Origin of the sequence: Paraburkholderia guartelaensis, from assembly GCF_004353905.1 — a bacterium.
GTDB classification, from domain to species: Bacteria; Pseudomonadota; Gammaproteobacteria; order Burkholderiales; family Burkholderiaceae; genus Paraburkholderia; species Paraburkholderia guartelaensis.
Genome location: NZ_SMOD01000038.1, coordinates 60,932 through 74,518, shown reverse-complemented (window position 1 = coordinate 74,518; position 13,587 = coordinate 60,932). Strand labels below are relative to the sequence as shown.

The following is a 13,587-nucleotide window of genomic DNA, read 5'->3' as shown; positions in this document are numbered from 1 at the left end:
TCGGCTGGGCCAAGACCGTGGGGCGCATGCGCCAGGTGATGGTGCGTGGCTTGAAGAAGGTGGACCAGATGTTCGTGTTGAATATGGCGGCCTACAACCTTGTGCGCATGCGATCGCTGGCACAGGTGCGTCCATAGTGGCGGGAAAGCGGCAATGAGGCCAAAAAAGTAGCCTCAAACCGCCGAAACAACGTTGAATTCGCGTTGAGATTGCGCAATCTGAAAAATTTTGCGGCAGGAGCCGCGTAAGCGGAACAAGGCCGTCTCCGTTGGGCTGTATTTCAGCGGCCTGCTAAAGGAGAATCTTGCGAACAAAACCGCTATCGAGGGGGCTTGACTTCGAATACCCCATAGAAGCTACTTCGAGGCGACGCGCGCATATATCGAACGCCACGGCAAGCCTGGCGCGTTCTACAGCGACAAGGCGAGCGTGTTCTATGTGAAGAAGCGTTCGGAGACCGCAGGCAAAGGTGTCACGCAGTTCGGCCGCGCCATGTACGAGCTCAATATCGACACCTTCTGCGCGAACTCGAGCCCCGCCAAGGGGCGCGTCGAGCGGGCGCACCTCACGCTGCAGGATCGCCTCGTCAAGGAGCTGCGGCTGCGCGGCATCAGCACCATCGAGGCTGCCAACGCCTATGCGCCCGCCTTCATGGCCGCCTATAACGCGCGCTTTGCGAAGCCGCCACGCAGCGCTTTCGATGCGCACCGGCCGCTGCGCACCGACGAGGATCTCGACGCGATCCTGACCTGGCGGGTCCTGCGCAAGGTCTCGGATTCACTCACGCTGCTCAACGATCGCGTGATCTGGCTGCTGGACGATACGCCGGCTAACCGCAAGCTGATTCACCGCTACATCGAGGTGTGGGAGTATCCCGACGGACGCCTCGAGATCCGCGCCGACGGGGTGGTGCTGCCCTGTGTGCCGTACGACAAGCTCGCAGAGATCGACCAGGGCGCGGTGGTGGAGCACAAGCGTCTCGGTCATGCGCTGCAGGTCGCCCAGGCGATCCAGGCGCAGCGCGACAACCGCCGCGTATCGGGCTCGCCATCCCGCACGAATCGCGGCGCTGCGGTACGCAAACCGAAGCCGTTGCCCGGCACGCGCAAGCAGCGCGAAGTGACGCTCGAGGACTTGAATGCGGCGGTAATGGGGACTCACCGGAACCCGGGCAGGCTCGGTGCTAAAAGCCCCCTCAAATAGAGAGATAAGAGCGCCAACACCGCCCTCACCCGAACCCCCAAACCAACCAAAACCCGACATTTCTATTTAGCTGGCACCACGACATTTGAACTTGGCGGGGACATGATCATTGTCCATAAAGTAACAAAGGAGTACAGATCAGATGAAGCGCGTCCATTCCCTTACTGATAGGCGCGATCTCCGTCCCTAGCTGACTATCGAGAACAGCTCTGCGGCGCTTGAATCGTCGCTTTCTTTCGAGCGCTCGATTACTTTTTTGAGATTGATCACGCCATCGCGTATGCCTTTCGCTGGGCTCGAATGTGGATTGAAAGGCGCGGCACGCCCCTGTCGCGCCGTGTTCAGACCACGAAAAAGCCATGCGTGCCGTCTCGCCCTAGCTGCGCCACGAGCCCGTACTCCCATTCGAGGTACGCGTTCATCGCTTCGCGGGCGTTATCGGTGCCTTCGTAAGGGCGCCGGTAGCGGTCGATACGCGGCGAGGCCAGATGCGCGTCGCCGCTTTGCACCGGCAGGCCGGCGTGTATCCATGCCGCCGTGCCGCCTTCCAGCACTTCGACGGGCTTGCCCGTGAGCGAGGCTATCTCGGACGCGGCGAACGGTGCGAGGGCGTTGGTCATGCACACTGCCACATAGCGGCGCGCATCGGGCAGCGCGCGCAGATCGTCGAAGCCCGGCGCGAGATGCGACCGCAACGCCCACCACGCGTCGGGAATATGCGCCTTCACATGATTGGCGCTCGACGTGAAATCGAGCACGACGGTGCCATGATCGCTCGCGGCAAGACGCGTGGCGAGCGCTTCGGGCGTGATCGTCGGGACGCTGGCGGCAGCGGGCTTCGGCGCGCGCCATGCGCCCGCTTCGGTGAGATCCTCGGTGCAGGCTGCGTCGATTACATACACGTCGACGTTCATCTGTGCGAGCCAGGAAGCGGTCATGTTGGCGCGCACGCCGTCGTCGTCGAACAGGACCACGCGTGCGCCACGCACCGGCGCGAACATTTCGGTTTCCTGGACGAGCTGCCCGCCCGGCGCACCCTGAAACCCTGGCGCATGCGCGTGTTCATACTCGGCAGGCGTGCGCACGTCGAAGCGATACGTCGTACGCGACGTGTCGGCGGCCCACTGTTCGGCTTGCGCGAGCGTCGTGCGCTGCACGCCCGCGCGGCTGGCGAGCGCGGCGGCCGCCGCGCGCGATTGCGCGAGCGTGGCCGCGTCGCGTCCCGCCTGCGGTTCGAACTGGCGTGTGCTGCCGTGCTCGAGCGTCTGCCCGGCCAGCGTCCAGCCGATCGTGCCGTTGCGCAGTGCCGCCACGGGGTTCGGCAGCCCCGCATTCACGAGCGATTGCGTGCCGATGATACTGCGCGTGCGCCCCGCGCAGTTCACGATGACGCGCGTAGCGGGATTGGGCGCCAGCGCGCGGGCGCGCAGCGCGAGTTCCGCGCCCGGCACGCTGATGCTGCCGGGAATGTTCATCGTGCGGTATTCGTCGAAGCGGCGGGCGTCGAGCACGACCACATCTTCGCCGCCCGAGAGCAGCGCATTCACTGCCTCGGCCGTCAGCGAAGGCGTATGGCGCTCCGTTTCGACGAATTCACCGAACGCCTTGCTTGGCACGTTCACGTCGCGGAACACTTCGCCGCCCGCGCGTATCCAGCCCGCGAGTCCGCCATCCAGCAGTGCGATATCGGTGTAGCCAAGCGCGTCGAGCTTCATGGCCGCGCGCTGTGCGAAGCCTTCGCCGTTGTCGAGCAACAAGATCGGCACGCTGCGGCGCGGCAGCTTCGTCCAGGCGTCGAGTTCGAGCTTCGAGAGCGGAAGGTTGGCGGCGAAAAGCGGATGACTTTGCGCATGCGGATCTTCCTCGCGCACGTCGAGCAGCGCGATCTCGCGGCGGGCGAGCAGGGTGTCGCGCACGTCCTGATACGTGCGCACAGGAAATGACTTCATGAGGCGTTGGGTTCCTTGCTGAGATCCCAGAAGTTCGGGAGGACGTCGTTCGAGTAGCCGGAGATAAAGGGCTTGGGCGGGGCGTCGGCCGGATAGGTAAACCGGCGCACCGCGCCGATGTTCGCCCCATACACGTGAATGCTGACCGAAACGCGATCGTCGTAGGCATTGCGCACGCGGTGGATGTCGCCGATCGTCGGCGAGACGGCCTCCACCTCGCCGCGCTGAAGCAACACCTCGCGGCCCAGCGGATGCAACGCACCCGCCGCATCGTGCGCGTAGGGCTGCGCATATTCGGCGCCGCGCAGCACGCCTATCAGGCCCCACACCGTGTGGTCGTGAACGGGCGTTTGTTGGCCCGGTCCCCAGACAAAGCTGACCACCGAAAAGCGCTGGCGCGCATCGGCATAGAGCAGATATTGCTGATAACGCTCAGGCGAAGGCGTGGCGTAGGCGTCGGGCAACCAGTCGTCGTCGCGCACGAGTTCGCGCAGCGCATCGAGGCCGTGATCGATCAACCTGGACTCGCGCGGCGCGTGGTCCACGAGTTCCGCAATTGTGCCGACGAAGCGGCGAAGCTTGTGAATGCCCATCAGTCGAGCAACTCCGGTTCGCGCTCGACAAGCCCTGCGTAGAGGCTCTCGAACGCATAGGCCGCGCCGCCGGGGCGCCCCACCTGCGTGTGCGTGAGCGCGGCGACATCGTGAGGAATAGGTTGCGGATGGCCGGCGGCCTGCGCCAGCAATTGCGTATGGCAGGCGTTGTCGAGCGCGATATACCACCACGCCGCGGCTTCGACGGTCGGGCCGGCTGTGAGAATGCCGTGATTCTTGAGAATCACGGCCTTGCGTTGGCCCAGCGCGTTGGCAATGCGTGCGCCTTCTTCTGTATCGAACACCACGCCGCGAAAGTCGTCGAAAAGCGCATGGTCTTCGTAGAACGCGCAAGCATCCTGGGTGAGCGGATCGAGCGTGCGGCCAAGCGTCGACCAGGCTTTGCCATATAGCGAGTGTGTGTGGGCCGCTGCCACAACATCGGGGCGCGCTTCGTGAATAGCCGCGTGAATAGCGAATGCCGCCTGGTTCACGGGGCCCGCGCCCACGACGATCTCGCCTTGCTGGTTGACGAGCAGCAGGTCGGACACCTTGATGCGGCCGAAATGCAGCCCGAGCGGATTGACCCAGAAGTGATCGGGCCATTCGGGGTCGCGCGCCGTGATATGCCCCGCGAGCCCCTGGTCGAAGCCGTAGCGCGCGAAGAGGCGGAACGCACCGGCCAGCCGTTCCTGCCGATGGCGGCGCTCTTCGTCGAGTGTGCGCGCGGGCGTGGCTTCGTCGTCGAACCAGAACTTGCGGATGGGCGCATGCCGGAGGTCAACGCGCGGCGCAGCGGTGCTGATATCTGCGGTGTCGGTGTGGCTCATGGCGGTCTCTCCAGCCGTTTCAGGCGGCGGCGCGCACGCGCGAGGCCAGCTCGCGCGTGGCCGGAATCAGCACGCGGCCGTAATCGATGGCGTCCTCGAGCGGGTCGAAGCCGCGAATCAGGAACGTCGTCACACCCAGCGCGTGATATTCGGCGAGCGTCTGCGCGACCTGGTCAGGCGTACCCACGAGCGCCGTCGAGTTCGAGCGGCCGCCAATTTCCTTCGCGACGGCGGTCCACAGGCGGTCGTCGGCGCGCACGCCGTCGCCCGCTGCGCCGAGCAGGCGGCGCGCGCCTTCGCTCTGAAGCGGGCCGCCCTTGTCGAGTCCCTGTTCGGCGCGCAGGCGGCGCGTCTCGTTGAGGATATGTTCGGCGCGCTCCCACGCCGCCTTCTCGGTGTCGGCGAGGATCGGCCGGAACGACACGGAGAAGCGTACCTGGCGTCCGTGTTTCGCGGCTTCGGCACGCACGCGAGCAATCAGGTCGGCCACGCCTTGCTTCGATTCGCCCCACAGCGCGTAGACGTCGGCGTGCTTGCCGGCCACCGCGAGCGCGGCTTCGGAAGCGCCGCCGAAGTAGATCGGCACGTGCGGCTGCTGACGCGGCTTGACCTCGGACCACGCCTGTTCGAAGCGATAGAAGCGGCCTTCGTGGTCGAACGGTTTGCTTTCGGTCCATACACGTTTGAGCACCTGCAGGTACTCGTCGGTGCGCGCGTAGCGCTCGTCGTGGCTCAGGTAGTCGCCGTCGCGCCGCTGGTCGGCGTCGCTGCCGCCCGAGATGAAGTGCACGGCGAGCCGGCCGCCGGAAAAGTGATCGAGCGTTGCGAGCTGGCGCGCGGCGAGCGTCGGCGAGACAAAGCCGGGGCGGTGCGCCAGCATGAAATGCACGCGCGACGTCACGCTCGCCGCATAGGCGATCGTCAGCGTGGCGTCGGGGCTGACCGAGCTGTGCGGCACGAGAATGCGGTCGAAGCCCGCGCGTTCGTGCGCCTGCGCAAAATCGCGGACGTAGTCGACGTCGATGGCCGGACCTTCGGCGAGATGCGTCTCCGACACCTTGCGCTGCTGGATCATGCCGATGAATTCGATGCTCATGCGGGTTCCCTGGATGGACGAACGATCAAAAGAGGCTACCACCCGGGCATGCGAGGTTTAAATATTGAATGCTGATAAACATTCCATTTGCACATGACATGCGGCGAGATGCAGCGCGCCGAAAAAGGAAAGTCCGAATCGTTCTTTGCCGGCGCGCGGCCGCTCACCGATACTCGGATTTCCGGCGCGCGTTTGCGCCCCACGTGCCCCTTCGCAGGACATTCCCATGAGCGAACCCGCGTTGCACGACCGTCATGCGCACACCACACTGCGCCTCATCGGCCCCGACCCGGAAGATTGGGTCGTCAACCGTGACGGCATCGATCACAACGTGGTCGTCGTGGGCGGCGGCCAGAGCGGCACGGCCTTCGCGTTCGGCTTGCGGCGCGCGGGGATCGGCAAGGTCAGCGTGATCGACGGCGCGGCCGGCGCGCCGCAGGCCGGCGTGTGGACCACGCGCGCACGCATGCAGCGGCTGCGCACGCCCAAGACGCTGGCGGGGCCGGAAGCAGGGTTGCACGCGCTGAGCTTCCAGGCGTGGTACGAAGCGCGTCACGGCGAGGCCGCGTACGCGGCGTTCGAGCGCATTGGCCGGGAAGATTGGGCCGAGTATCTCGCGTGGTATCGGGAATTCCTCGGCATCGCGGTTCGTTACGGCACGACGCTCACGCGCATCGAACCCGTTGGAACGCACTTCAGGCTACATCTGGACGTTCGTCACGGCGACGATGTCGTGCGGCGTGTGGAAACGGCGCGCAAGGTGATACTCGCAAACGGCGTGGCGGGCAATGGCAAGCCCAACGTCGCCGCGCCGCTGGCCGTGCTGCCGCGCACGCACCGCGCGCATACGTCCGATGCGATCGATTTCTCCGCATTGCGGGGCAAGTCCGTCGCGGTAGTAGGTGGCGCGGCCTCGGCGTTCGACGCTGCGGCGACGGCGCTTGAAGCGGGCGCTGCTGATGTGCATCTCTTCGTGCGTCGCGCGCTGTTGCCAAGCCTTCCTGTGACGCGCGCCCGTGCGTATCCTGGCGCTTACGACAACTATCCCGCGCTGCCCGACGCGCTGCGCTGGCGCCTGGCACTGCGCTTTCGGCGCGCGGGATCGACGCCTCCCGCCGACGCCGTCTCACGCGCCACGCGCTTCCCGAACTTCCATCTGCATCTGGACGCCGTGTGGCAACGCGCGACGGTGGAGGGCACGCGCGTGGCGGCGCGGGTGAACGACGCAACGTTCGCATTCGATTTCGTGATTGCCGGAACAGGTTACGCCGTCGATCTGCACGCGCGGCCCGAGCTTGCCGACCTGGCCGATCACGTGCTGCTCTGGCGCGATCATTACACGCCGGCGCCGCACGAGCAGGACGAGGCGCTCGGCGCGCATCCTTACCTCGGCGCGGCGCTCGAGTACCTCGAGAAGACGCCCGGCGCCGCGCCGTTCCTGCGCAATGTTCACGTCTTCAATCCGGCCGCGTTCGTGAGCCGCGGGCTGCCCGTTGGCGACGTGCCGAGCATGAAGCGCGATATCCCCGCCGTGATCCGGCGCGTCAGCGAGGATCTGTTTCTCGACGACATCGAGGCGCATGAGGCGCGGATGAGCGCCGTGGTGGCCGCCGATTTCGAGCCGTCGCTGTATGTGGACAGCGTGTACAGTGAAGAGCGCGTCGAGCCGGCGCAATCGCGGTAACGGCCAGGCTTACGCGCCGATCGCAACCGCCCGCTTTTGCGCGAAGTCCCAGCGCTCGGCGTGCGCCGTTTCCACCGGGGCAGGCAGCAGATGCGCGTTGAAGAACGTATCGGCGATTTTCTGCTGCTCGCCGAAAACCGGGACGTTGACCTCGCGCACGAGATAGCTTCGGCGCGCGTTGGCGCGCTCGATGGTGGGCGCATCGAGCCCCCAGATCGGCGCGAGCAGCCGCGCGGCGTCCTGCGGCGCGCTGCGCACGCACTGGCCGGCGTCGCGCAACTGCGCATAGACCACGGCGATCACGTCGGGCCGCGCCTGCGCGAAACGCGTGGAGGCGAGATAGTAGCGCTGGTAGGTGGCGAGCCCCTTGCCGTCGGCGAGCACGCGCACGTCGGGCTGCTGGTCGACCGAGGCCACATAGGGGTCCCACGTCACCCACGCGTCGACGCTGCCGTTCTCGAAAGCGGCGCGCCCGTCTGCAGGCGTGAGGTAGTGGATGCGCACCGCTTCGGCGGCCACGTTCGCTTGCGCGAGTGCAGCCAGCAGCAGATAGTGGCTGCCGGCCGCCTTCGTCACGGCGATGTCCTTGTTGCGCAGGTCGGCGAGCGTGTGCAGCGCACCCGCGCGCTTGACGATGATGGCCTGCGCACCGGGCGAGGGCGCTTCCTGGGCGACGTAGACGAAGCGTGCATGTGCGGCCTGCGCGAAGATCGGCACGGTGTCGGCAACATCGGCGCTGAAATCCACGGCTTCCGCATTGAGCGCTTCGGTGAGCGGCAGGCCGCTCGCGAACTCGCTCCAGCTCACGCTCACGCCGAGCGGCGCGAGCGCGGCTTCGAGCTTGCCTTGCGCCTTGAGCACGGTGATCAGCGTAGACGACTTCTGATAGCCGATTCGCAGCGTGGAAGCGGGAGCGGCAACAGCGAGGCCCGTGGTCGCCGCGACGCCGAGAATCGATCCATGAATGAGCAGGCGGCGGCGGGAGGGAGAGAACATGGCGGACCCAGCGGATTCAGTTGGCGAATCCAAAATGCTGGATGACGTTCGCGCACAAGACAACGAAGCGATTCTGCTAAGGATTCGCGCGGGAGCGCTTTAGCCGGGTGAACGCGCAATATCGCGGCGGGATTCGCCTTAATGCGTTTTCACGGCTTTGATATCAGCAGATATTGGATTGGCCGTGACGCACGTGGCGTTAGTATGGATGCCCGATCATTTCCGTCCTTTGACGTTCTCACGCGATGTCCCGTTCTTTCCCACGTTTTGGCATCTGGGCGCTCGTGCACGGAAGCCGCGCGGCGCTGCAAGACCCCGATGAACCCTACGATGCCTCGTGGGCCCGCAACAAGGCGCTCGTGCTCGAAGCCGAGCGGCTTGGCTACGACTCGGTGCTCGTGGCGCAGCATACGGTCAATCCGCACGATCCCGCGCTCGACCAGCTCGAGGCGTGGACCGCATCAGCTGCGCTGGCGGCGCTTACCTCGCGCATCGAGATCATCGCCGCGATCAAGCCGTTTCTCTACCATCCGGTCGTGCTCGCGAAAATGGCGCAGCAGATCGAGCACATCAGCGGCGGCCGCTTTGCAATCAACCTCGTGAACGCATGGAACCGGCCTGAACTCGAACGCGCCGGCATCCCGTTTCCGGAACACGACGATCGCTATCACTATGGCCGCGAATGGATCTCGGTGGTTGACGCGTTGCTGCGCGGCGAGCGCGTGACCCATCATGGCGACCATTTCCACATCGACGATTACGGGCTGCTTCCGGCCGATCCGTACCGTGCGCGCCCGCGCATCTACGTGGGTGGTGAGTCTGAACCGGCGCGCTCACTTGTTGCCGCGCACGGGGATACGTGGTTCATCAACGGCCAGCCGCTCGACGACGTGGCGGCCCTGATCGCCGACGTGTCGTCACGCGCGCGTCCCGCTGGCCACGAAGCGTTGCGTTTTGGCCTCTCCGCGTTTGTGATCGCGCGTGAAACGCTGGCGGAAGCCGAAGCCCATCTCGAGCATCTCTTCGCACTGGCCGAACTCGACAAGCCGTTGCGCGAGCGTCAGAAGGCCAACATCGACCCGAAAGCCGAAATGTTCAAGACCTTCGCACGCTCGGCGCGCGTCGGTTCCAATGGCGGCACGGCCGCAGGCCTCGTCGGCGACTACGATACGGTCGCGCGGCGCATCGCGGCCTTTCACCGGGCGGGCGTCGAGCTATTCATGCTCCAGTTCCAGCCGTTCGAAGACGATATGCGGCGCTTCGCGCAGGAGATCGTCCCGCGCGTGCGCCGCGAACTCGAAGCGTGAAGCGGGTAGCGGCGGGCGCGATCAGAAGAACGCGCCCGTTGGCGGAAGCTGGCCGGTCAACAGGTTCTGGCCGAGCAGGCGCTCCTTGTAAAGCCGTGGGTTGTGCGAGGCGATGACCTTGATGTTGCGCCAGTGCCTGTCCAGCGCGCCCGCGCTCGACAACACGGAGCCGGAGCCGAGGTCGATGAGCCAGCTCGCGACTTGCGGCGCGAGATCGTCGATCACGACTTTCGCCTCCGAAGCCGCAAGCGTCGCGGCGAGCGTGGCGGCGTATTCCTCGTTCGTGCCTTCGCTATCCAACGCGCGTTGCAGCGCATGCACGGCGCGGTCGGCGCTCGCCTCGATGCTCGCCGCGTAGGCGCGAATCCGGCCCAGCAGGGCCTGTAGCGCCGGTTCGTCGGCGGGATGCGCCGCCCCGCCGTGGTAGAAGTTGCGCTTGCGTCCTCGCAGCACCTCGACCGCGTCGAGCACCACGCGCCGAACGATGCCGGCAATGCAGTTGGTCAGGTAGATCTGGTGGAAGGTGAAGCCCCACGGCGCGGCTTCGGGCGCCTTCGGCGGGTCGGGCGCATAGACATGCTCGACCTTTACTGCGACGTCGCGGAATCGCGCGGTGCCGGAGCCCGTCAGGCGCTGCCCGAAACCCAGCCAGTCGTCCTCGTCGTTCACGCCTTCGCCGCGTTCGAGCACGTATTGCACAGTTGTGTTCGCACGGCTTTCCACAGCGACACCGATGAATGCATCGTTGTACAGATTACCTGTCGCGTAGACCTTGTCGCCCGAACCCAGATACACCTGTTTGCGCTCGTCCCATTCCAGGCGGCTCAATACGCGGCTCGGCCGCGCGCCGGCCGCCGTCGCGTCGCTTTCGACGAAACTAAGCCCGATCGTCTTGCGCTGGCGCACGAGGTCGAGCACGTGCGCATGGAACGGCAGGGCACGATGCTTGAGCGCGGCTTCCACTTGCCAGAAGTGATTGCGCAAGGCGTGGGCGATGTTCGAATCGGCCGCGGCGACGTCACGCGCCACGGCGAAGAGTTCGCTCAATGACAGACCGCGGCCGCCGTCGTCGGCGGGCAGGCGCAACGCGCCGAAGCCGAGCGCCTTCAGCGTGGCGATCTCTTCGTGCGGCAGGCGCTGGTCGCGCTCGCGCTGCGCCGCCGTCGCGGCGATCCTGCTTATCGCTTCGGAGAACCCGAGCGCGGCGGACAACCGCGAGACGAGCGCGATCCCGCCCGGCTGAAGGGTGGAGGTTTCAGTCATGCGCATTCCCGTTCATGGCGCGTCACACCTTGACGCTGTAATCGGCGACCTTGATGGGCGCGTTGATGATCCTGCGTTGCGCGAGCCAGTCCGCGGCGCGTTGGAACTGCGCCATGAAGGCCGCGTCGTCCGGCTCGTGAAACTGGTTTACGCGCTTCAGGCTCGTCAAATAGTCGCGCACCTGGTCCGGATACTTCGCTTCTTTCTGTACGAGCAGTTCCGAATCGGCGGCATGGGCCGACTGCCAGGCGCCTTCCACGTAATATGCGTCGAGCACGGCGCGCACCAGCTCCGAATTTTCTTCGGAAAACTTGCGACGTGTCACGAGCGAGCTGTAGTCGATGAGGAAGTCGAGATCGCGCCCCTCGTTGAAAATGTCCTTCGCGTCATTCGAATAGCGCGCGATATCCACGGCGGGCGACCACATCGACCATGCTTCGACTCTGCCTTGCGCAAATGCAGGCGCCGCATCGGGCGGATTCAGATAGACGAACTCGACCTTGTCGCGGTCGACATGGTGCTTCTCCAGCGCCGCGATGAGCAGGAACTCGCCGAGCCCCGAGCGGTTCACCGCGACCTTGCGCCCGGCGAGGTCGGCAACCGAGTTGATGCCGCTCGACTTCTTCACGATGATGGCCGTGGACCGCGGCGAATACACGTCGAAGCCGGTGAAGACGATGGGCGAGCCGGCCAGCATGGCGGCGAGCGCGGGCGTGGTGGAGCCCCAGAAGCCGAAGTCCGCGCTACCGCCAACAACAGCCTGGATCGAGGGCGCATGGTTCGGGAACGGACCGACCCATTCGACCTTGATGTTCTTCGCGGCGAGCGTCTTCTCGAACACGCCGCGCTGCCTGGCGATGTCGGGCAGGGCGCCGTAACCCCAGCCAATGCGGACCGTGTCGGTGTTGCGCGTGAGCTTGCGGGGCGGCTCGGCCGCCTGCGCGGAAAGAAGAGGCGCGGCTGCGGCGCCGGCAAGCAAACCTCCCGCCGCGAGCAGAAGCTGGCGGCGAGTCAGTGAAACATCGTTCATTCGTGGTGGTTCCTTCTGTAGAGAGCGGAGCGGATCAGTGCGACCGAACGCCCAGTCCCTCGAGCAGCGTGAGCCGCAATGCCTGCGGCGTGTGGTCTTTGGTGTGAAACGAAGCCGCGATGCGGCCGGCGCGCATGACGAGAATGCGGTCCGCGAGCGCGAGCGCCTCGTCGACGTCGTGGGTCACGAGCAGCACGCCCGGCGCGTGGCGCGCGACCAGCTCCTTCACGAGCCCGTGCATCTTGATGCGCGTGAGCGCATCGAGCGCGGCGAACGGTTCATCGAGCAACAGCAGCGCGGGGTCGCGCACGAGCGCCCGCGCGAGCGCCACGCGCTGCGCCTGACCGCCGGACAGATTGCGCGGCCAGTCGTCCTCGCGGCCTGACAAACCGACTTCGGCCAGTGCCCGGGTGGCACCGGTGCGCCCGACGCTCGACTCGTTGCCGAGCGCGACGTTCTCCCACAAAGTGGCCCAGGGCAGCAGACGATGCTCCTGAAACACCACGGAGGGCCGCTCTGGTGCGCGGATTTGCCCGGCATCCGGTTTGTCGAGCCCTGCGAGCGCTCGCAGCAGCGTGGTCTTGCCGCAGCCGCTTTCGCCGAGCAGCGCGACGAATTCGCCTTTGCGGATATCGAGGTCGAGTGCGTCGATGACGACGCGCTCGCCATAACGGCGTTGCAGGCCGCGCACCGATACAGCGGACGGCGCCGCGGCGGCTTCGTTTGCGGCGCGATGCGCGCCATTCGCAGGAAGGGACAACGCGACGGTGGAGCCCATTATTTCGCCCCCTTCGCGTAGTTAGCGTGCCAGGAGAGGAAGCGCGCTTCGAGCGAGCGAACCAGCGCGTCCGCGGCAACGCCGATGATCGCGTAAATAATCATGGTCAACAGGATGACGTTGGTTTGCAGGAATTCGCGGGCGTCCATGGCGAGAAAGCCGATGCCCTTGGTCGTCGCGAGCGTTTCGGCGATCACGAGGGCGAGCCACGCGTGCGCCAGCGCGTAACGCACGCCGGTGAGGATCGAAGGCATGGCGCCAGGCAGGATGATCCGGCGCACCACGGCCGGCCAGTTCAACCCGATCACCTTGGCCAGTTCCATCAGCTTGGGATCGATCTGTCGAATGCCGAGCATCGTGTTGATGTAGACGGGAAACAGCACGGCGAGCGCGACCAGAAAAATCTTCGCGACTTCGCCTACGCCGAACCATACGATGACGAGCGGCAGCATGGCGAGAAAGGGAATCGCACGCACCATCTGGATCGACCGGTCGATGAGCGCCTGCGCGAGTCGGGAAAAACCCACCAGTACGCCAAGCACGAGGCCGATCGTGCCGCCGATCAGAAGTCCTGTTGCGGCACGCAGCAGCGAGACGCCGAGGTGCACGAACAGGTCGCCGTTGCGGGCAAGATCCCACGCTGTCGCGGCGACGCTGCTCGGCGCCGGTAGCACTTGCGGCGCGATCCAGCCCACGCGCGCCGCGAGTTCCCAGACTACGACGATCAGCGCGGGGATCGCCCACGAGAGCCAGAAGTAAAAGCGGTCCGTCGAAAGCCGCGAGCCGCCGGTGCGCGAAGGCAGTCCATAGCGGTTTGAAGAGGAGGTGACGTCAGCCATGTCGGTTCCGTAATTGCGG

General features: G+C 65.7%; 11 protein-coding genes and 2 pseudogenes. 4 read left to right on the top strand and 9 right to left on the bottom strand.

What is annotated here, in order from left to right; genetic code table 11:
- Together E1N52_RS33980 and E1N52_RS33975 are read left to right on the top strand one after the other, a co-directional pair.
- A pseudogene (locus tag E1N52_RS33980) lies at positions 1–137 on the top strand (IS5/IS1182 family transposase); the annotation flags it as partial.
- A gap of 217 nt (positions 138–354) precedes the next feature.
- Positions 355–1,203: pseudogene (locus tag E1N52_RS33975) on the top strand (transposase family protein); the annotation flags it as partial.
- A gap of 341 nt (positions 1,204–1,544) precedes the next feature.
- On the opposite strand, the gene E1N52_RS33970 reads toward E1N52_RS33975, so the two are convergent.
- Genes E1N52_RS33970 through E1N52_RS33955 form a run of 4 tightly spaced genes read right to left on the bottom strand, consistent with a single transcriptional unit; the run spans position 1,545 to position 5,671 of the window.
- On the bottom strand, positions 1,545–3,152 hold the full coding sequence (locus tag E1N52_RS33970; RefSeq protein ID WP_133188113.1) for a rhodanese-related sulfurtransferase: 1,608 nt from the start codon (positions 3,150–3,152) through the stop codon (positions 1,545–1,547).
- Positions 3,149–3,745, bottom strand: coding sequence for a cysteine dioxygenase family protein (locus tag E1N52_RS33965; RefSeq protein ID WP_133188111.1), 597 nt, complete (start codon positions 3,743–3,745; stop codon positions 3,149–3,151). Before E1N52_RS33965 ends, E1N52_RS33970 begins: the two co-directional genes overlap by 4 nt.
- Positions 3,745–4,575 (bottom strand): class II aldolase/adducin family protein, encoded by an 831-nt coding sequence (locus tag E1N52_RS33960; protein WP_205965706.1) that lies wholly within the window; start codon positions 4,573–4,575, stop codon positions 3,745–3,747. Before E1N52_RS33960 ends, E1N52_RS33965 begins: the two co-directional genes overlap by 1 nt.
- A 19-nt stretch (positions 4,576–4,594) precedes the next feature.
- Positions 4,595–5,671, bottom strand: a complete 1,077-nt coding sequence (locus tag E1N52_RS33955; protein WP_133188109.1) for an LLM class flavin-dependent oxidoreductase — start codon at positions 5,669–5,671, stop codon at positions 4,595–4,597.
- 226 nt (positions 5,672–5,897) lie between these two features.
- On the opposite strand from E1N52_RS33955, the gene E1N52_RS33950 reads away from it, so the two are divergent.
- The gene (locus E1N52_RS33950) at positions 5,898–7,355 is read left to right on the top strand and encodes an NAD(P)-binding domain-containing protein (protein WP_133188107.1); all 1,458 of its coding nucleotides are present in this window, start codon (positions 5,898–5,900) and stop codon (positions 7,353–7,355) included.
- A 9-nt stretch (positions 7,356–7,364) separates the two neighbouring features.
- Here the strand turns inward: E1N52_RS33950 and E1N52_RS33945 are convergent, their stop codons facing one another.
- Positions 7,365–8,351 carry an aliphatic sulfonate ABC transporter substrate-binding protein gene (locus tag E1N52_RS33945; protein WP_133188105.1) on the bottom strand — a complete coding sequence of 329 codons (987 nt, stop codon included), beginning with the start codon at positions 8,349–8,351 and terminating at the stop codon, positions 7,365–7,367.
- 245 nt (positions 8,352–8,596) lie between these two features.
- Between E1N52_RS33945 and E1N52_RS33940 the strand changes: the two genes are divergently transcribed.
- The gene (locus tag E1N52_RS33940) at positions 8,597–9,658 is read left to right on the top strand and encodes an LLM class flavin-dependent oxidoreductase (protein WP_133188103.1); all 1,062 of its coding nucleotides are present in this window, start codon (positions 8,597–8,599) and stop codon (positions 9,656–9,658) included.
- Between the two features lie 21 nt (positions 9,659–9,679).
- Here the strand turns inward: E1N52_RS33940 and E1N52_RS33935 are convergent, their stop codons facing one another.
- From E1N52_RS33935 to E1N52_RS33920, 4 genes are read right to left on the bottom strand one after another with little or no spacing between them, the layout of a single operon-like run.
- Entirely contained in the window at positions 9,680–10,921 is a 1,242-nt protein-coding gene (locus tag E1N52_RS33935) for an acyl-CoA dehydrogenase family protein (protein ID WP_133188101.1), read from the bottom strand.
- A gap of 22 nt (positions 10,922–10,943) precedes the next feature.
- The gene (locus E1N52_RS33930; RefSeq protein ID WP_133188099.1) at positions 10,944–11,951 is read right to left on the bottom strand and encodes an NrtA/SsuA/CpmA family ABC transporter substrate-binding protein; all 1,008 of its coding nucleotides are present in this window, start codon (positions 11,949–11,951) and stop codon (positions 10,944–10,946) included.
- Positions 11,952–11,985: 34 nt separating this feature from the next.
- Positions 11,986–12,729: an ABC transporter ATP-binding protein gene (locus E1N52_RS33925; RefSeq protein ID WP_133188097.1), complete on the bottom strand. Its 744-nt coding sequence runs from the start codon at positions 12,727–12,729 to the stop codon at positions 11,986–11,988.
- Positions 12,729–13,568 carry an ABC transporter permease subunit gene (locus tag E1N52_RS33920; protein WP_133188095.1) on the bottom strand — a complete coding sequence of 280 codons (840 nt, stop codon included), beginning with the start codon at positions 13,566–13,568 and terminating at the stop codon, positions 12,729–12,731. Before E1N52_RS33920 ends, E1N52_RS33925 begins: the two co-directional genes overlap by 1 nt.
- Between the last annotated feature and the right edge of the window lie 19 nt (positions 13,569–13,587).

Coding starts and splice junctions, on each gene's coding strand:
- E1N52_RS33950 (WP_133188107.1), top strand. CDS start 5,898: ATGAGCGAACCCGCGTTGCACGACCGTCATGCGCACACCACACTGCGC.
- E1N52_RS33970 (WP_133188113.1), bottom strand. CDS start 3,152: ATGAAGTCATTTCCTGTGCGCACGTATCAGGACGTGCGCGACACCCTG.
- E1N52_RS33925 (WP_133188097.1), bottom strand. CDS start 12,729: ATGGGCTCCACCGTCGCGTTGTCCCTTCCTGCGAATGGCGCGCATCGC.
- E1N52_RS33920 (WP_133188095.1), bottom strand. CDS start 13,568: ATGGCTGACGTCACCTCCTCTTCAAACCGCTATGGACTGCCTTCGCGC.
- E1N52_RS33965 (WP_133188111.1), bottom strand. CDS start 3,745: ATGGGCATTCACAAGCTTCGCCGCTTCGTCGGCACAATTGCGGAACTC.
- E1N52_RS33960 (WP_205965706.1), bottom strand. CDS start 4,575: ATGAGCCACACCGACACCGCAGATATCAGCACCGCTGCGCCGCGCGTT.
- E1N52_RS33935 (WP_133188101.1), bottom strand. CDS start 10,921: ATGACTGAAACCTCCACCCTTCAGCCGGGCGGGATCGCGCTCGTCTCG.
- E1N52_RS33940 (WP_133188103.1), top strand. CDS start 8,597: ATGTCCCGTTCTTTCCCACGTTTTGGCATCTGGGCGCTCGTGCACGGA.
- E1N52_RS33945 (WP_133188105.1), bottom strand. CDS start 8,351: ATGTTCTCTCCCTCCCGCCGCCGCCTGCTCATTCATGGATCGATTCTC.
- E1N52_RS33930 (WP_133188099.1), bottom strand. CDS start 11,951: ATGAACGATGTTTCACTGACTCGCCGCCAGCTTCTGCTCGCGGCGGGA.
- E1N52_RS33955 (WP_133188109.1), bottom strand. CDS start 5,671: ATGAGCATCGAATTCATCGGCATGATCCAGCAGCGCAAGGTGTCGGAG.